Origin of the sequence: Sphingomonas aerolata, assembly GCF_023935825.1 — a bacterium.
Lineage (GTDB): Bacteria > Pseudomonadota > Alphaproteobacteria > Sphingomonadales > Sphingomonadaceae > Sphingomonas > Sphingomonas aerolata.
The window spans coordinates 881527-898464 of sequence record NZ_CP098762.1; the positions used below are offsets into that span (position 1 = coordinate 881527).

The window sequence follows — 16938 nt, forward strand, 5'->3', positions numbered from 1 at the left end:
CGGGCGGACCGGTGGCTAGCCTCGACGCGGGGCGGTGGGGCGGCCTAGAGCGGTCGCAAAGGAGAGCCGCATGGGCCAAGCCACGCACGTCCTCGCGATCGATCAGGGTACGACATCGACGCGCAGCATCCTGTTCGATGCGACGGCCAGACCGGTCGCGACGGCGCAGCGCGAATTCGCGCAGCATTATCCGCGACTCGGCTGGGTCGAGCATGACCCCGAGGACATCTGGCGCGACACGCTGGCGACCGCGCGCGAGGCGATCGCACGCGGCGGCGTGCCCGCGCGCGACATCGCGGCGATCGGTATCACCAACCAGCGCGAAACCGTTATCGTCTGGGATCGCGCGACGGGCACGCCGATCTACCCCGCGATCGTCTGGCAGGACCGCCGCACCGCGGATGTGTGTCAGAGCCTGAAGGCCGAGGGCGCGGAACAGATGGTCCGCGACAAAACCGGCTTGCTGCTCGATCCCTATTTCTCCGCAACCAAGATCGCGTGGATCCTCGACACCGTGCCGGGTGCGCGTGCGCGCGCGGACAAGGGGGAACTCGCCTTCGGCACGATCGACTGTTTCCTGCTGTGGCGGCTCACCGGCGGCGCGGTGCATGCGACCGACGTGACCAATGCCGGGCGCACGCTCCTCTATGACATTCGCCGACAGGACTGGGACGATGCGCTGTGCCGGCTGCTGCGCGTGCCGCAGGCGATGCTGCCCGAGGTGCACGACAACAGCCATGTGTTCGGCACGACCGCACCGGGGTTGTTCGACGTCCCGATCCCGATCGCGGGAATGGCGGGGGATCAGCAGGCGGCGTTGTTCGGCCAGGCCTGCTTCGCGCGCGGCATGGTCAAGTCGACCTATGGAACAGGATGTTTCATGCTGCTCAACACCGGCGACACGGCGATCGCGTCCGACCACCGGTTGCTGACCACGCCCGCCTATCGGCTGAACGGGCAGATGACCTATGCGCTGGAGGGATCGATCTTCGTCGCCGGCGCGGCGGTCAAGTGGCTGCGCGACGGGCTCGGCGTGATCACCAGCGCGCACCAGACGCACGACATGGCGACCGAGATTCCCGACAGCCACGGCGTCTACATGGTCCCCGCCTTTGTCGGGCTGGGCGCGCCGCACTGGGATCCCGACGCGCGCGGGCTCATCACCGGGCTGACGCTGGGCGCGACGGGCGCGCATCTCGCGCGTGCGGCGCTTGAGGCGGTCGGCTATCAAACGCTCGATCTGGCGCAGGCGATGGTCGCGGACGGCGGCGCGGCGCCCGCGACGCTCAGGATCGACGGCGGCATGGCGGCGAACGACTGGCTGTGTCAGTTTCTCGCGGACATGCTCGAGACACCGGTCGAGCGGCCGACGCATCTCGAGACGACCGCGCTTGGCGCAGCGTTCCATGCGGGGCTGGCGACCGGCGTCTGGCCCGATCTCGATGCGTTGTCGCAGACGTGGCGGCGGGGGGCGTGTTTCGAGCTGCGCATGGCGACGAACGACCGCGCCGCGCTGATCGCCGGCTGGCACGCCGCGTTACGCAAGGCGCTCAGTACGGACTGACGATCGGCCGGGCCGCCTCAGGATGCGACGCGCAGACCCGTCACGCGCTGGACCAGGACTTCGATCTGGCCGCGATGGAACCCGGCGGCGAGGAACCGCTCGATCTCGGCGACCGGCAGCGCGAAGCCGTGGCGCCACGCATGGACCGAGAGCCGACGCAGCGCCTCGAGCCGCGGGTCGGCCAGCGGCGAGCGCTCGGACAGGCCGAAGATCGTCCGCAGTGCACGGTCCAGCCGTCCCGGCACCGCCAGGCTGCGCAGGCCGTCTTGCTTGGCAAGCATGATGACGTGCCATTCGAGCTGCGTGAACCCGGCCCGGCCTTCGGTCTGCGCGGCGCTGATCGTCGGCCGGCTGGCGACGGGGGCGGCGAACAGGTTGTCGAGGTCGAGATAGGCCATGGTCGGGTCTCTTCGGATGGACAAAGGGGCACGCGGCGAGGGTGCCGCGTGGGAACAGGTCGAATTGTGGTGCAGCGCTTCGGGGCGGCAGCAAAATCATCGGTCGGTGAAGACCGGAGCAGGATCCCAGGACCCCGATCGTCTTCGATACCGCTCGGTATAGTAAGCGCAGGCGGGCGTCAATCGCCTTTTGTACCGCCGGGTAGGGTTTCGACAGGGGCTGAAAACCGTAACGTCACCCGCCGCGGGGGCGGCGAGTGACGTCAGTCGGGCAGTCTTGGATTGGCGGGCAGCTTTAAGCCGGCCCGGGGGGTGGCTCAGCCCTCGTTGGCGCGCTTCGCCAGTTCCTTGTTCACGCCAAGCGCGATCAGCGTGCAGACCGCACCCGAGAACAGATAGGCGCCGCTGGCAGCGAGGCCGAGCTTGCTCGACAGGAGCAGTGCGGCGAGCGGGGCGAAGCCCGCACCGAACAGCCAGGCCAGATCGGTCGTCAGCGCCGACCCGGTATAACGGTGCGTCTTGCCGAGGCTGGTCGCGAGCGAGCCCGACGACTGGCCGAACGACAGGCCGAACAGCGCGAAGCCAACGATCATGAACACCCACTCACCGGTCGCGCCGCCGTCGAGCAGCATCGGCGCGCCGATCGCGAACAGCGCGATCAGCACCGCGGTGCTGCCGAGCAGCGTACGGCGACCGATGCGATCCGCGAGCAGTCCCGACACGAGCGTCGCGCACAGGCCGATTGCCGCGCCGATCACTTCGATCGTCAGGAACCGGCCTGGCGTCTCGCGCGTGAACAGCACGATCCACGACAGCGGGAACACCGTCACCATGTGGAACAGCGCGAAGCTGGCGAGCGGGGCGAAGGCGCCGAGCACGATGGTGCGGCCTTCCGCGCGAATCGTGTCGAGCACGGGCGCCGGCTGCAGCGCACGCGATTCGAACAGCGTCGTGAACTCAGGGGTAACGACGAGGCGGAGACGGGCGAAGAGCGCGACGACGTTGATCGCGAACGCCACGAAGAACGGATAGCGCCAGCCCCAGTCGATGAAGTCGGCGGCCGGCAGCGTCGCGACGAAAAAGGCGAACAGGCCACTGGCCACCAGAAGGCCGAACGGCGCGCCGAGCTGTGGCAGCATCGCGTACCAGCCGCGGCGACCCTCGGGAGCGTTGAGCGAGAGCAGCGAGGCGAGACCGTCCCAGGCACCCGCGAGCGCGATGCCCTGCGCGATACGCAGGATCGACAGCAGCACGACCGACCAGTTGCCGACCTGCGCATAGCCGGGGAGGAAGCCCATCGCCACGGTCGCCGTGCCGAGCAGGAACAGCGCGATCGTCAGCTTGGCGCTGCGGCCATAGAGCCGGTCGACCGCGATGAAGATCACCGACCCGAGCGGGCGCGCGATGAAGGCGAGCGCGAACACCGCGAACGAGTAGATCGTCCCCTGCAGCCGGTCGACATAGGGGAAGACCAGCGTCGGGAAGACGATGACCGAGGCGATCGCATAGACGAAAAAGTCGAAAAATTCGGACGTGCGTCCGATGACGACGCCGATTGCGATCTCGCCCGGCGACACCTTTTTCCCGTGATCGTGAAGATCGCGGGCATCGTCTTCAAAAGACGTCGATGCGGCGTGTGCACTCATTCTCAAACTCGCTTCCGTGAGGCGGCTCGCCGCCCAATGGCCTTTTCGGACGGCGCACCGATCATACGCCTTTTCGTCGACTGCGGGCAGGGCCTTTCGGAGTCACACCGAGAAACCTATCTCTGTCGCATCATGAGCGCCATGCCTTTGCTGCAGTGCGGCGCCCATTGGACAAATTGTCCACTATGGAATGATTCAACAGCGGCGTAGGGGCGAGTACATGACCGCCGAGCTATCGAATTCCAGGCCCCGATCCTGGCTCTTACGCGCAGCAGCCCTGCTGCCCGCGCTGTTGATCAGTGGATGCAACTGGGTCGTGATGTCGCCATCTGGCGATATTGCGGTGCAGCAGCGTGACCTGGTCCTCATCTCCACCGGGCTGATGCTCATCATCATCGTCCCGGTGATCGCGCTGACGCTGTTCTTCGCCTATCACTACCGGCAGACGAACAAGAGCGCGAAGTACGAGCCGACCTGGGATCACTCGGTCGGGCTCGAGCTGCTGATCTGGGGCGTGCCGCTGCTGATCATCATCGCGCTCGGCGCATTGACCTGGACCAGCACGCATCTGCTCGATCCCTATCGTCCGCTCGGCCGCATCTCGGCGCAGAGCGGCGATATCGGCGAGAACACGCCGGTCGGGCAGCTCGCGGGCAACCAGCAGACGATCACGGGCGGCAAGCCGCTCGACGTCCAGGTGGTCGCGCTCGACTGGAAGTGGCTGTTCATCTATCCCGAATACGGCATCGCCACGGTCAATGAACTGGCCGCCCCGGTCGATCGCCCGCTGCGGTTCAAGATGACCTCGTCGTCGGTCATGAACGCCTTCTACATCCCCGCGCTCGCCGGCATGATCTACACCATGCCCGGGATGGAGACGACGCTGCACGCGGTGATCAACAAGCCCGGCAATTACGAAGGCTTCTCGTCCAACTATAGCGGCGCAGGCTTTTCGGGCATGCGCTTCCGTTTCCACGGCGTGTCCGACGCGGGCTTCGATGCCTGGGTCGCGAAGGTCCGGAACGGCGGCGGCGGTCTGAACCGTGCGAATTACATGCAGCTCGAAAAGCCGAGCGAGAAGGTGCCAGTCCGCTATTTCGGCGGTGTCGAGAGCTCGCTGTTCAAGGCGATCGTCGAGCAGTGCGTGAAGCCCGGCAAGCCGTGCATGTCGGACATGATGGGCAAGAACCCGCATGACGGCATGGCGATGCCCGGCGTCAATGGCGGCAGCGGGCCGCAGGATGCCGGCCCCCGACCCGAGGGCGGCTTGATGAAGGACGGCGACGAAAAGGGGAGCGGGAAACACTGGTCTGCGCCAGCCGACATAAAACGCGACGGCGCCAACGCCGCGCCCGGCTCGCCTGCCAACCGCAATCACACCATGCTGACCCCCTCAACCATGCCGGGCTCGCGCCCCGTCGCGAACGGCTAGAGAAAAGCTCATGTCAGACTCCATATTGAAGACGATCTTCGGCCGACTGACGCTGGAATCGCTGCCGCTGCATGAACCGATCGTCGTCGCGACGTTCGGCATGGTGGCGATCGGCGGTGCCGCGCTGCTGGCCGCGCTCACCTATTTCAAGGTGTGGGGCTATCTGTGGAACCAGTGGTTCACCAGCGTCGACCACAAGAAGATCGGGATCATGTACATGATCCTCGCGATCGTCATGCTGCTGCGTGGCTTCTCCGATGCGATCATGATGCGCCTGCAGCAGGCGATGGCGTTCGGGGGTAGCGAAGGCTATCTCAACGCGCATCACTATGACCAGGTCTTCACCGCGCACGGCGTGATCATGATCTTTTTCGTGGCGATGCCGATGGTCACGGGGCTGATGAACTATGTCGTCCCGCTCCAGATCGGTGCGCGCGACGTGTCGTTCCCGTTCCTCAACAATTTCAGCTTCTGGATGACCGCGGCGGGTGCCGTGATCGTCATGATGTCGCTGTTCATCGGCGAGTTCGCGCGGACCGGCTGGCTCGCAATGCCGCCGCTGTCGGGGATTGCCTATTCGCCCGATGTCGGGGTCGATTATTACATATGGGCGCTCCAGATCGCGGGCATCGGAACGTTGCTGTCCGGCGTCAATTTGGTCGCGACCATCGTCAAGATGCGTGCGCCCGGCATGGGCATGATGAAGATGCCGATCTTCACCTGGACCGCGCTGTGCACCAACATCCTGATCGTCGCCGCCTTCCCGGTGCTGACCGCGGTGCTCGCGATGCTGTCGCTCGACCGTTACATCGGTACCGCGTTCTTCACGAACGACGCGGGCGGCAACCCGATGATGTACGTCAACCTGATCTGGATCTGGGGTCACCCCGAGGTCTACATCCTGGTCCTGCCGGCGTTCGGCATTTTCTCGGAAGTCACCTCGACCTTCTCGGGCAAGCGCCTCTTCGGCTACAGCTCGATGGTCTATGCGACGCTGGTCATCACGATCCTGTCGTATCTCGTCTGGCTGCACCACTTCTTCACCATGGGGTCGGGGGCGAGCGTCAACTCGTTCTTCGGCATCACCACGATGATCATCTCGATCCCGACCGGGGCCAAGATCTTCAACTGGCTGTTCACCATGTACAAGGGGCGGATCCGGTTCGAACTGCCGATGATGTGGACGATCGCCTTCATGGTGACCTTCACGATCGGCGGCATGACCGGCGTCCTGCTCGCGGTGCCGCCGGCCGACTTCGTGCTGCACAACTCGCTGTTCCTGGTCGCGCATTTCCATAACGTGATCATCGGCGGCACGCTGTTCGGCATGTTCGCAGGGATCAACTACTGGTTCCCGAAGGCGTTCGGCTTCAAGCTGGACGAGAAGTGGGGCAAGGTGTCGTTCTGGTGCTGGGTGTCGGGCTTCTACTTCGCCTTCATGCCGCTCTATGTGCTTGGCCTGATGGGCGTGACCCGCCGCATGCGCTATTTCGACGATCCGAACCTGCAGATCTGGTTCGTCATCGCCGCCTTCGGTGCAGCACTGGTCGCGGTCGGCATCGCTGCCTTCCTGATCCAGATCTTCGTCAGCATCCGCAACCGCGAGGCGCTCGCCGATCACACCGGCGATCCCTGGGGTGGCCGGACGCTCGAATGGGCAACCTCGTCGCCGCCGCCCGACTATAACTTCGCGTTCACGCCCGTCGTCCATGACCTGGACGCCTGGTACGACATGAAGGACCGCAAGCATCAGCGGCCGGTCAGCGGCTTCCGCGCGATCCACATGCCGAGCAACACGGGTACCGGCGTCGTGCTGGGCGTGCTCAGCATCGCCTTCGGCTTCGCGATGATCTGGTACATGTGGTGGCTCGCGGGTCTGACGCTGGTCGGGATCTTCGCCACGACGATCTTCCACACCTTCAACTACAAGCGCGACTTCTACATCCCGGTCGAGGACGTGATCGCCAGCGAGGACGCGCGCACCCGCATGCTCGCGACCCAGGGAGCCTGACGCGATGTCTTCGGTATCATTGAAGAAGGACGGTCTGGACGAGAAGGGTGAGCCCCTCTCGTTCTATCAGCTCGAAGAGCATCACCATCCCGAGGGCAGCAGCACGATGCTGGGCTTCTGGATGTACCTGATGAGCGATTGCCTCATCTTCGCGGTGCTGTTCGCAGCTTACGGCGTGCTCGGCACCAGCTATGCCGGCGGACCGACGCCCAAGGAGATCTTCGAGCTGCCGCTCGTCGCGGTGAACACTGCGATGCTGCTGTTCTCGTCGATCACCTATGGTTTCGCGATGCTGTCGATGGAGGAAGGGCGTCAGCGCATCATGCAGATGTGGCTGGCCTTTACCGGGCTGTTCGGCCTCGCCTTCCTGTCGATCGAAATGTACGAGTTCGCCACCCTCATCCATGAGGGCGCGGGCCCGACCCGCAGCGCGTTCCTGTCGTCCTTCTTCACGCTGGTCGGCACGCACGGCCTGCACGTGACGATGGGCTTCATCTGGCTCGTCACGCTGATGGTGCAGGTGCAGAAGCACGGCCTGATCGCCGCGAACAAGCGCCGCCTGATGTGCCTCAGCATGTTCTGGCATTTCCTCGACGTCATCTGGATCGGCGTCTTCACCTTCGTCTATCTGATGGGTTCGCTGCGATGACCGACCGCCCCGCCACCGCGCACGACGCGCATGCCGACCACGCCCATGACGATCACGGGCATGGCGACGACCACGCGTCGCACGGGACGCGCAAGAGCTACCTCAAGGGGTTCTTCCTCTCGGTCATCCTGACCGCGATCCCGTTCTGGGCCGTGATGACCGGCGCGTTCAAGGATCCCTCGACCGCCGCACTGGTGATCATGCTGTTCGCGGTGATCCAGATCGTCGTCCACATGATCTACTTCCTGCACATGAACGGGAAGTCCGAGAATGGCTGGACGATGATGGCGCTGATCTTTACGATCATCCTGGTCGTGATCACGCTCAGCGGCTCGATCTGGGTCATGTATCACCTCAACACCAACATGATGCCGATGCAGGCCGCGGTAGATATGTGATGACACGGCATGCCCGGCCGCGGCCGGCGATCTGGGTGGCGGGCTTCATCGCGCTGCTGCTGTTCGCCGGGTTCTGCGCGCTGGGTGTGTGGCAGGTCGAACGGCGCGCATGGAAGCTCGACCTGATCCGGCAGGTGGCCGCGCGGTCGCAGGCCGCACCGGTCGCGCCACCCGGGCCAGCGCGCTGGCCGGCGATCACGGCGAGCAGCGATGCGTATCGCCGGATCCAGGTAAGCGGCATCTTCGCGCATGACCGCACGACGCTGGTCCGCGCCGCCACGGCGCTCGGCAGCGGCTATTGGGTGATGACGCCGCTGCGGACTGCGCAGGGCTTCGATGTTCTGGTCAACCGCGGCTATGTCTCGCCCGAACAGCGCAGCGCCTATGCGCGGCCGGTCGGGCCGGTCACCGTGACGGGCTATCTGCGGATCACCGAACCCGGCGGCGGCTTCCTGCGCAAGAATGATCCCGCGACCGACAATTGGTATTCGCGCGACGTCGCTGCGATCGCGGGCGCGCGTGGCCTTGGCCGCACGGCGCCCTATTTCATCGACGCGGACAAGGTCGGGGGCGGCGCACCGATCGGTGGCCAGACCGTCATCGCATTTCCGAACAATCATCTCGTCTACATGCTGACATGGTTCGGCCTCGCCGCGATGACGGTGATCGGCTTCGTCGTGTTCGTGCGCCACGATCGTCGTCGTGATAAGCGCTGACCGGCGACGTCGCGCGTTGAGCGCGTCGCAGGAGAGATGGACCGCGTGACGGCGCACGACACGATGAGATTGGCGATGGATTCCTCGCGGTGGCAGGCCTGGGTCAGCCGTGCGCGCGCGGATACCGATGCCGCGGGCAATGCGAACATGCGGCAGCTGGTCACGCTGCGCTGGATCGCGGTGGCGGGGCAGCTGGTCACCGTGTTGACGGTCCGCTTCCTGCTGGGGATCGACCTGCCGCTGGTGCCGATGCTGTTGGCGATGGCGGCGTCGGTCGCGCTCAACCTGGCGAGCATGCGGCTCTATGGCTGGCAGCGCGGGGCGAATGCGCAGCTGCTGCTCGCGATGCTGCTCGACGTCGGGTTGCTGACCGTCCAGCTCTACCTCAGTGGCGGCGCGACCAACCCATTCATCGCGCTGTATCTGCTGCAGGTCGTGCTGGGCGCGGTGCTGCTCGATCGCTGGTCGAGCTGGGCGATCGTCGGGGTGACGGGCGGGTGTTTCGCGCTGCTGACGATCCGGTATCGTCCGCTTGCCCTGCCGACCGATTATGCGGGCGAGTATTTCGCACTCTACACCGTCGGGTCGTTGCTCAATTTCCTGCTCGTCGCGACGCTGCTGGTGCTCTTCATGACGCGGATCACGGGCAATCTGCGCGCCCGCGACGAGCATCTGGCGGATCTGCGCCAGCAGGCGGCGGAGGAGGATCATATCGTCCGCATGGGCCTGCTCGCGTCGGGCGCCGCTCACGAACTGGGAACGCCGCTCGCATCGCTGGCGGTCATCCTCAACGACTGGAAGCGGATGCCCGCGCTCGCCACCGATGCGGGGATGCTCGAGGAGATCGGCGAGATGCAGGCCGAGGTCCAGCGGTGCAAGACAATCGTCACCAACATCCTGCTGGCGGCGGGCGAGGCGCGCGGCGAGGCGCCCGAGGTCGTGCCGCTCCACGTCTTCCTCGACGCGATCGTCGAGGACTGGCGCGCGCTGCACGCCGGTGTCGAGTTCGACTATACCAGCCGGCTCGGCGACGATCCGCTGATCGTATCGGATCCCGCGCTCAAACAGGTGATCGCCAACGTGCTCGACAATGCCGCCGAAGCATCGCCCGCCTGGGTCGGGTTTTCGGGCGAGCGGTCGGGCGATCATCTGGCGCTGATCGTGCGCGATCACGGACCGGGGTTCACGCGCGACAAGCTGGCGAGCTTCGGCAAGCCCTATCAGTCGAGCAAGCGCGATCCCGGCCACGGCCTCGGCCTGTTCCTCGCGGTCAATGCAATGCGCAAGCTGGGGGGCAGCGTGGCGGTCGCCAATCGCGAGACGGGTGGCGCAGAAGTGACGTTGATGCTGCCGCTGGCGGCGATCGCCCTGGAGCGTGACGAATGAGCGAGCCCGATATCCCCCCGGTCAAGCGCCTCGTGATCGTCGAGGACGACGAGACGTTCGCGCGCACGCTGAAACGCTCGTTCGAGCGGCGCGGCTATGCGGTCAGGCTTGCGGCGAGCCATGAGGATCTGGTCGTGCTGCTCGCCGACGACGTGCCGCAATATGCGGTGGTCGACTTGAAGCTCGGCGGCGCGTCGGGGCTGGTCTGCGTCCAGACGCTGCACGCGCATGATCCCGATATTCTCGTCGTCGTGCTGACCGGCTTTGCAAGCATCGCCACCGCGGTCGAGGCGATCAAACTCGGCGCCTCGCATTATCTGGTCAAGCCGTCGAACACCGACGACATCGAGGCGGCGTTCGACCGGACCGAGGGCAAGGTCGACACCGCGGTGACCGAACGCCGCGCGACGATCAAGACGCTCGAATGGGAGCGGATCCACGCGACGCTGGCGGAAACCGGGTTCAACATCTCGGAGACTGCGCGGCAGCTCGGCATGCACCGCCGGACGCTCGCGCGCAAACTCGAGAAGCGGCCGGTCAAATAGCCGCAACGCTTGGCGTGGGGCGGGCGTTATGGCGCGATGGTGTCGCCTTCTTCCTCCCGCCTCTGGGTGCCGCGGCGCCTGCTCGCGACGCCGTCGTCGCTCCTCTGGGACCATGGCGAACAGATCGTCGCGCGCGCACGGGCGCTGGACGTGGCGGTGACGACGCTGCCAAGCGATCGTCTTCGCCTCGACCTGCCCGACGATCCCCGGCAGCAATATGCACAGGCGAAGGCGACGCTGGCGCTCGTCGTCGCCCCGCCGTCGAAACGCCGGTTGCAGCCGATCGCGCCGAGCGCCGACTGGCGAATCGATCTCGCCGAAGGGTGCCCTGCGCATTGCGGCTATTGCTATCTCGCGGGGTCTTTGAAGGGGCCGCCGATCACGCGGGTCTATGCGAACCTGCCCGAGATCCTGGCCGAGCTTCCTGCGCATCTCGGCCAGGGGACAGTCACGTCGCGCTCCGCCACGCGCGCGCATGAGGGCACGACGTTCGAGGCGTCCTGTTACACCGATCCGCTCGCGATCGATCATGTCACCGGGTCGCTGTCCGCGCTGATCGCGCATTTCGGCGCGTGGGAGGCGGACGTGCAGCTGCGCTTCACGACGAAGTTCGACGCGGTCGAGCCGCTGCTCGCGCTCGATCACGCAGGACGGACGCGGATGCGCGCCTCGATCAACCCCGCCGGCTATGCGCGGTTCGAGGGCGGCACGAGCCCGGTCGCAGCCCGGCTGGTCGCGCTGCGCCGGATGGCGGATGCGGGCTACAAGATCGGGCTGACGATCGCGCCGATCATCGCCGCCGAGGGATGGCGCGACGCCTATGCCGAGCTGATCGCGCAGGCGGGGCAGGTGCTCGGCGATATCCCGGACCTCACGATCGAGCTGATCACGCATCGCTACACACCCGGGTCCAAGGCGGTGCTGCAGACCTGGTATCCCGGCTCGTCGCTCGATCTCGGCATGGCGAACCGCACCGAGAAGCGCACCAAGTTCGGCTCGGTCAAATATGTCTATGATGCGGACACGATGCGGGCGTTGCGCGCCTTCTTTGCCGACGAGATCGCGGCGCGCCTGCCCGAGGCGCGGATCCTCTACTGGACCTGATCGCCGTCCAACCGGGCAACACAGCGTTGCCGACCCTGCGCTGGTGGGCGCCGGTGCCGTCGCCTATCTGAATACCAAGATCTTGCGCGCGCCGTCGCCCGGCGCTCGCGCGTGACAACAGGAGATTATTGCATGCCCGTCCTTCTTGGTATTTCCGGCAGCCTGCGCCGCCAGTCGTTCAACGCCGCGATCCTCAATTCGCTCGCTGACGCGCTGGGGGACAAGGCGACACTGCGGATCTTCCCGCTCAACCCGATCCCGATGTACGATCAGGATGCCGATACCGACACGCCCCCCGAGGCGGTCGCCGCGCTGCGGGCGGCCATCGGTGAGGCGGACGGGATCGTGATCGCGTCGCCCGAATATAATCACGGCATGCCCGGCGTGCTGAAGAACGCGCTCGACTGGGCGTCGCGGCCTTATGGCAAGGCGACGCTGACGGGGAAGCCGGTGTTCACGCTGACCTCGTCGCCGGGCGCGGTCGGCGGCGCGCGCGCGCAGGCGCAGCTGAACGAGACGCTGGCGTCGATCGGCGCGCGCACGCTGCTGCGGCCGCAATCGGTGATCGGTTCGGTGCACGAGAAGATCGCCGACGGGCGGCTGAGCGACACGTCGACGCTCGACTTCCTGTTGAGCGGTATCGACGCCCTGCTGGCGGAGATCGAACGGCCCGCATCGGCCGTGCGCGAGGCGAACTGAGATGCGGCGCGTGCTGCGGACCTATCCCGCCCAGCGTGACGACATCGCCGATCTCGTCACGCGGCGCCCGCTGCCGGGGCCGCAGCTGCCGCAGGTCGATCCGTTCCTGTTCGTCAACCATCATGGGCCGCAGACCTATCGGCCCGGCAATAACGGCCTGCCGTTCGGACCGCATCCGCATCGCGGGTTCGAAACGGTCAGCTTCATCCTGAGCGGCGCGATGGCGCATCTCGACAGCGGCGGGCACGAAAGCGTGATGCAGGCGGGCGGGGTGCAGTGGATGACCGCGGGGTCGGGGCTGATCCATGCGGAGGTCTCGCCCGCGTCGTTCAAGCGCGACGGCGGGCCGCTCGAGATCCTGCAGCTATGGGTCAACCTGCCGGGGCGGCTGAAGATGACCAAGCCCGCTTATACCGGGCTCCAGCGCGAGGATATTCCGGCTGTCGCGGTCGACGGCGGTGTCGTGAATGTCATCGCGGGGACGTTTGAAGGGCAGGCGGGGCCGGTCGAGTCGCTGACCGGCGTCGCGATGATGACGGTCGAGCTGGCCGCGGGGCGGCGGGTTACACTGCCGGCACCGCAGGGTCGCAGCGTGTTCTTCTATGTGATCGAGGGGCGGCCGGAGGTCAGCGGGACGGTCGTGGAGCCGTGGCACCTCGTCACGTTCGACGAAGACGGCGATACGATCGAGGTCGCGGCGGCGGGGCCGGTGCGGCTGGTGTTCGGCCATGCCGATCCGATCGACGAGCCGGTGGTCGCGCACGGGCCGTTCGTGATGACGACGCGCGAGGAGATCGGCGAAGCGATCCGCGATTACCAGGCGGGGCTGTTCGGGGCTGCGCCGGTTATCGCCTGAACCCATAACCGTCATCCCCGCGGAGGCGGGGATCCAGACTGGCTGGCCTTGCTAACGATGCCGTGAGGCCAGCCAGTCTGGGTTCCCGCCTTCGCGGGAATGACGAAGAAGTTACTTCGCCAGCACGGCCGACTGGTCGACCGCGACCACCGGCAGCCACACCGCGCTGGCCGTCGCGCCGCCGCGTTCGATCGTCACCGTCGCCTTCTTGTAGTCCGCCTTCTTCGCAAGGAAGATGTTGGGAACGAAGGTCTGAGGGTTGCGGTCGTAGAGCGGGAACAGACTCGACTGGACCTGCACCATGATCCGGTGCCCCGGCTGGAACACGTGGTTCACGGTCGGCAGGCGGAACTTGTAGCGCTGCGTCTTGCCGGCAGGAATCGCACTCGGTTTGGCGAAGCTGTCGCGGTAGCGGCCACGGAAGATGTCGAGGCTGATCGGCAGTTCATAGCCGCCCATCTTCGGATCGCTCGCGACCTCGTCGGGATAGACGTCGATCACCTTGACGACGAAGTCGGCATCGGTGCCGGTCGTCTTGGCATAGATGTCCGCGATCGGTGCCCCCGACACGCGGACCGGCGTCGTCAGCACCTCGGTCGTATAGGTCATCACGTCGGTGCGGCCATCCACCCCGCGCTGGTCGCTGACCAGCCAGTCGCCCCAGCGGCCGTCGCCGAAATTGACCGGGCGCGGCAGATGCGGGACGGGCTTGGCGGGGTCGGAGACATAGCTGTCGCCGCCGCTCGCCGCCTTGGTGAAGCCCAGCCCGCCCTCGGCGCCGAGGTAGATAGGCTTGAGAGGCGCGGCACAACCGCTCTCGCAGGCGAGCGGCCAGGTCGTCAGCTTGTCCCAGTGATTCTCGCCGGTGTTGTAGATCGCCGCGGCGGGCAGCGTGACCGCGGGGCCGTCCTTCAGATACTGGTCGAACATCGGCAGCACCATCTGCTCGCGGAACTGCTGCGCGGTGTCGCCGTCCCACTCGAACGGGCCGAGGCTGCGGCCGTCGCGATTGACCTGGCTGTGCCGCCACGGACCCATGACGAGATGGTTGTTACCCATCTTGCCCTTCGCCTTCAGCGCCTCCCAGGCGGTGATCGCACCGTACATGTCCTCCTGATCCCACAGCCCCTGTTCCCAGAGCGTCGGCACGTTCGAGGGGTTGGCGGCGAGCAACTTGTCGAGCGCCTGACCCTGCCAGAACGCGTCATAGGCGGGATGTGCGACCATGCGCTGCCAATAGGGAAGCTGGTCATACCCCGACGCCTTGGCCCAGTCGCCCGCCGAGCCGATGCGGCGGAAATTCTCGTAATCGTCATAGCCGCCGGTCGGCGGCGCCTTGCCTGCGCCCTTGTAGCCGGTCTGGCCGCCGAGCCAGGCGATGTTGGCGAGGCGGAACGCGCCGTAATGGAACCAGTCGTCGCCCATCCAGCCGTCGATCATCGGGCTTTCTGGCACCGCGGCCTTGAGCGCGGGGTGCGGGTTCAGCAACGCCATGACGACGGTGAAGCCCTCATAGGACGACCCGATCATGCCGACGCGGCCGTTCGATTCGGGCAGGTTCGCCTTGTTCACCAGCCAGTCGATCGTGTCATAGGCGTCGGTGACATGATCGACCTTGGTCGGGTTGAGCGGGCCGATCACCGGGCGCGTGACGACATACTCGCCCTCCGAGCCATATTTGCCGCGGACGTCCTGATAGACGCGGATATACCCGCCCTTGACGAACATCTCGTCGGCAAGCGGCAGCGTCGAAAGGATGCTCGGGCTGTCCATCCGCGTCGCACGCGACTTGGCGTCATAGGGCGTGCGGGTCAGCACGATCGGTGCGTTGGTCAGCCCCTTGGGATAGACGATGACGGTGTAGAGCTTCGTCCCGTCGCGCATCGGGACCATCACCTCGCGCTTGACGTAGTCGCGGTTGGCGGTGGCGGGGACGAACTTCGCGGGCACGTCGCCGCCGACAGGCGCAGTCTTGTCAGAAACAGTCTGGGGCACCTGCGCCGACGAAACGGTGGCGAGCGCGATCGAGGCAAGAAGGACGAGCTTGAGGGTCATGAAACGCTCCGGAAGAGGATGCGGGCAAGCTAGGCGCAATTGTCGCGCGGGGGCAATCGGGTTCGTGATCGATCAGCCGCGTGCGTACCGCTTGAAATGTCGGCCGCTTGCTGGATGATGCCCCGAAACAACCGGGGGGTATCATGGCGCGCAGGGCAAAGGGATCGTGGCGGCCGTTCATCCAGGCCTTGCCGATCCTGATCGTCGGCTATGTATCGACCATCTTGATCTGCGCGGTGCTGTTTGCGACGTTCGAGGGCAAGCCGGTCGATGTCGGCATCTGGTGGTCGTTCGTGACCGCGATGACGATCGGCTATGGCGACGTGTTTCCGGTGACGATGGGGGGCAAGATCGTCGCGGTCGCGCTGATGCATGCGGTGCCGCTGTTCCTCGTGCCGCTGCTGACCGCGAAAATGGCGGCCAAGATGATCGTCGACAGTGACGCCTTTACGCATGCCGAGCAGGAGGAGATCAAGCTGGCGCTCGCGCGGATCGAGGCGATCCTTTCGCGTGAGCCGCGTCAGCCCTAGTCGGCGACCAGCACCGCGCGCTCGCGGCCGACGAGCGCGACGAGCCAGTCGGTAAAAGCGCGGATCGCGTCGAAACGGCCGGTGTCCTGGTGCGTGACCAGCCAGAAGGCCCGGCTGATGCGGATGTCGGGGAGGATCGCGACAAGCCCGGGATAGGCCTCGCCGATGAAGCAGGGGAGCACGCCGATGCCGGCGCCGGCCGCGATCATGTGCGCCTGCGCGTTGATGCTTGACGAACGCAGCACGGGGTCGCGGACGCCCGGGATCTCGTCGAGATAGCGCAGCTCGGGCGCATAGACGATGTCGGGGACATAGCCGATCATCCGCCGGTCGCGCAGGTCGGCGATGCCGTGCACCGGGCCGTGCGCCGCGAGATGCTCCGCCGATGCGTAGAGCCGCAGCGTGTAGTCGGTGAGCTTGCGGGTCCGCAACGGGCCGCGGCGCGGGCGGGCGAGCAGGACCGCGACGTCGGTCTCGCGCCGGGTCGGGTTGAGGAAGCCGCTGGTCGCGACGAGATCGACCGCGAGCTTGGGATGCGCCTGCGCGAGCGTGCCGAGATGCCGGCTGACGAACCAGGTGCCGAACCCTTCGGCGACGCTGACGCGGATCGTGCCGTCGACCTCGGTCCGGCCCGCAGGCGGGGTGCGGATGTCCGATGCGATCGCCGCCATCGCGGTCGCGCGCGCGAGCAGATCCTCGCCGGCGCTGGTCAGGATCTGGCCGTCGGGGCCCTGCTCGAACAGCCGCTGGCCGACCGCGGTCTCGAGCCGGCGGAGGCGGCGGCCGACCGTTGTCGCATCGACGCCGAGACTCGCCGCGGCACGGCCAAGCTGCTGCGCGCGGGCGACTTCAAGGAAGATCGGCAGGTCGCTCCAGTCCATGCAGACTGCAAATATGCAGCTCAGGGCTGCAAGTCTATCGCTTGTGTCGCAGGCGAGGCAGTGGTGTA

Annotated in this window: 16 protein-coding genes; 12 read left to right on the top strand and 4 right to left on the bottom strand. The window is 66.2% G+C overall.

The window, feature by feature from the left end; all coding sequences use genetic code 11:
- The first annotated feature begins 70 nt into the window (after positions 1-70).
- Complete coding sequence (glpK, locus tag NEF64_RS04185) at positions 71-1564, top strand: glycerol kinase GlpK (RefSeq protein ID WP_056407269.1); 1494 nt, start codon at positions 71-73, stop codon at positions 1562-1564.
- 17 nt (positions 1565-1581) lie between these two features.
- On the opposite strand, the gene NEF64_RS04190 is transcribed toward glpK, so the two are convergent.
- Together NEF64_RS04190 and NEF64_RS04195 are read right to left on the bottom strand one after the other, a co-directional pair.
- The gene (locus NEF64_RS04190) at positions 1582-1962 is read right to left on the bottom strand and encodes a hypothetical protein (RefSeq protein WP_031395863.1); all 381 of its coding nucleotides are present in this window, start codon (positions 1960-1962) and stop codon (positions 1582-1584) included.
- A gap of 317 nt (positions 1963-2279) precedes the next feature.
- A complete protein-coding gene (locus NEF64_RS04195; RefSeq protein ID WP_031395864.1) occupies positions 2280-3608 on the bottom strand; it encodes an MFS transporter in 1329 nt (442 codons plus the stop codon).
- 220 nt (positions 3609-3828) lie between these two features.
- Between NEF64_RS04195 and NEF64_RS04200 the strand changes: the two genes are divergently transcribed.
- The 10 genes from NEF64_RS04200 (at position 3829) to NEF64_RS04245 (ending at position 13404) form a co-directional block, all read left to right on the top strand.
- The gene (locus NEF64_RS04200; RefSeq protein WP_051916611.1) at positions 3829-5040 is read left to right on the top strand and encodes a ubiquinol oxidase subunit II; all 1212 of its coding nucleotides are present in this window, start codon (positions 3829-3831) and stop codon (positions 5038-5040) included.
- 10 nt (positions 5041-5050) lie between these two features.
- Positions 5051-7051, top strand: a complete 2001-nt coding sequence (cyoB, locus tag NEF64_RS04205; RefSeq protein ID WP_031395866.1) for a cytochrome o ubiquinol oxidase subunit I — start codon at positions 5051-5053, stop codon at positions 7049-7051.
- A 4-nt stretch (positions 7052-7055) separates the two neighbouring features.
- Positions 7056-7700, top strand: coding sequence for a cytochrome o ubiquinol oxidase subunit III (cyoC, locus tag NEF64_RS04210; RefSeq protein WP_042467557.1), 645 nt, complete (start codon positions 7056-7058; stop codon positions 7698-7700).
- Positions 7697-8098, top strand: a complete 402-nt coding sequence (cyoD, locus tag NEF64_RS04215; protein ID WP_031395868.1) for a cytochrome o ubiquinol oxidase subunit IV — start codon at positions 7697-7699, stop codon at positions 8096-8098. The genes cyoC and cyoD overlap by 4 nt, the downstream gene beginning before the upstream one ends.
- Complete coding sequence (locus tag NEF64_RS04220; protein WP_031395869.1) at positions 8098-8814, top strand: SURF1 family protein; 717 nt, start codon at positions 8098-8100, stop codon at positions 8812-8814. Before cyoD ends, NEF64_RS04220 begins: the two co-directional genes overlap by 1 nt.
- Positions 8815-8850: 36 nt before the next feature.
- On the top strand, positions 8851-10200 hold the full coding sequence (locus NEF64_RS04225; protein ID WP_107045234.1) for an ATP-binding protein: 1350 nt from the start codon (positions 8851-8853) through the stop codon (positions 10198-10200).
- A complete protein-coding gene (locus NEF64_RS04230; RefSeq protein WP_197975339.1) occupies positions 10197-10745 on the top strand; it encodes a response regulator transcription factor in 549 nt (182 codons plus the stop codon). Before NEF64_RS04225 ends, NEF64_RS04230 begins: the two co-directional genes overlap by 4 nt.
- A gap of 66 nt (positions 10746-10811) precedes the next feature.
- Positions 10812-11849 (top strand): radical SAM protein, encoded by a 1038-nt coding sequence (locus NEF64_RS04235; protein ID WP_236701606.1) that lies wholly within the window; start codon positions 10812-10814, stop codon positions 11847-11849.
- Between the two features lie 132 nt (positions 11850-11981).
- Positions 11982-12548, top strand: coding sequence for an NADPH-dependent FMN reductase (locus NEF64_RS04240; RefSeq protein WP_056407274.1), 567 nt, complete (start codon positions 11982-11984; stop codon positions 12546-12548).
- Between the two features lies 1 nt (position 12549).
- Positions 12550-13404 (top strand): pirin family protein, encoded by an 855-nt coding sequence (locus NEF64_RS04245; protein ID WP_056407276.1) that lies wholly within the window; start codon positions 12550-12552, stop codon positions 13402-13404.
- A 111-nt stretch (positions 13405-13515) separates the two neighbouring features.
- On the opposite strand, the gene NEF64_RS04250 is transcribed toward NEF64_RS04245, so the two are convergent.
- Positions 13516-15459: a CocE/NonD family hydrolase gene (locus tag NEF64_RS04250; RefSeq protein ID WP_056407278.1), complete on the bottom strand. Its 1944-nt coding sequence runs from the start codon at positions 15457-15459 to the stop codon at positions 13516-13518.
- Positions 15460-15602: 143 nt separating this feature from the next.
- Here NEF64_RS04250 and NEF64_RS04255 point away from each other — a divergent pair, with 143 nt between their 5' ends.
- Positions 15603-15989: a potassium channel family protein gene (locus NEF64_RS04255; RefSeq protein ID WP_051916390.1), complete on the top strand. Its 387-nt coding sequence runs from the start codon at positions 15603-15605 to the stop codon at positions 15987-15989.
- On the opposite strand, the gene NEF64_RS04260 is transcribed toward NEF64_RS04255, so the two are convergent.
- Complete coding sequence (locus NEF64_RS04260; protein WP_031394236.1) at positions 15986-16870, bottom strand: LysR family transcriptional regulator; 885 nt, start codon at positions 16868-16870, stop codon at positions 15986-15988. The genes NEF64_RS04255 and NEF64_RS04260 overlap by 4 nt on opposite strands.
- Positions 16871-16938: the final 68 nt, after the last annotated feature.

Coding starts and splice junctions, on each gene's coding strand:
- NEF64_RS04200 (WP_051916611.1), top strand. CDS start 3,829: ATGACCGCCGAGCTATCGAATTCCAGGCCCCGATCCTGGCTCTTACGC.
- NEF64_RS04230 (WP_197975339.1), top strand. CDS start 10,197: ATGAGCGAGCCCGATATCCCCCCGGTCAAGCGCCTCGTGATCGTCGAG.
- NEF64_RS04190 (WP_031395863.1), bottom strand. CDS start 1,962: ATGGCCTATCTCGACCTCGACAACCTGTTCGCCGCCCCCGTCGCCAGC.
- NEF64_RS04260 (WP_031394236.1), bottom strand. CDS start 16,870: ATGGACTGGAGCGACCTGCCGATCTTCCTTGAAGTCGCCCGCGCGCAG.
- NEF64_RS04195 (WP_031395864.1), bottom strand. CDS start 3,608: ATGAGTGCACACGCCGCATCGACGTCTTTTGAAGACGATGCCCGCGAT.
- NEF64_RS04250 (WP_056407278.1), bottom strand. CDS start 15,459: ATGACCCTCAAGCTCGTCCTTCTTGCCTCGATCGCGCTCGCCACCGTT.
- cyoD (WP_031395868.1), top strand. CDS start 7,697: ATGACCGACCGCCCCGCCACCGCGCACGACGCGCATGCCGACCACGCC.
- NEF64_RS04245 (WP_056407276.1), top strand. CDS start 12,550: ATGCGGCGCGTGCTGCGGACCTATCCCGCCCAGCGTGACGACATCGCC.
- NEF64_RS04220 (WP_031395869.1), top strand. CDS start 8,098: ATGACACGGCATGCCCGGCCGCGGCCGGCGATCTGGGTGGCGGGCTTC.
- glpK (WP_056407269.1), top strand. CDS start 71: ATGGGCCAAGCCACGCACGTCCTCGCGATCGATCAGGGTACGACATCG.
- NEF64_RS04255 (WP_051916390.1), top strand. CDS start 15,603: ATGGCGCGCAGGGCAAAGGGATCGTGGCGGCCGTTCATCCAGGCCTTG.
- NEF64_RS04225 (WP_107045234.1), top strand. CDS start 8,851: ATGGACCGCGTGACGGCGCACGACACGATGAGATTGGCGATGGATTCC.
- cyoB (WP_031395866.1), top strand. CDS start 5,051: ATGTCAGACTCCATATTGAAGACGATCTTCGGCCGACTGACGCTGGAA.
- NEF64_RS04240 (WP_056407274.1), top strand. CDS start 11,982: ATGCCCGTCCTTCTTGGTATTTCCGGCAGCCTGCGCCGCCAGTCGTTC.
- cyoC (WP_042467557.1), top strand. CDS start 7,056: ATGTCTTCGGTATCATTGAAGAAGGACGGTCTGGACGAGAAGGGTGAG.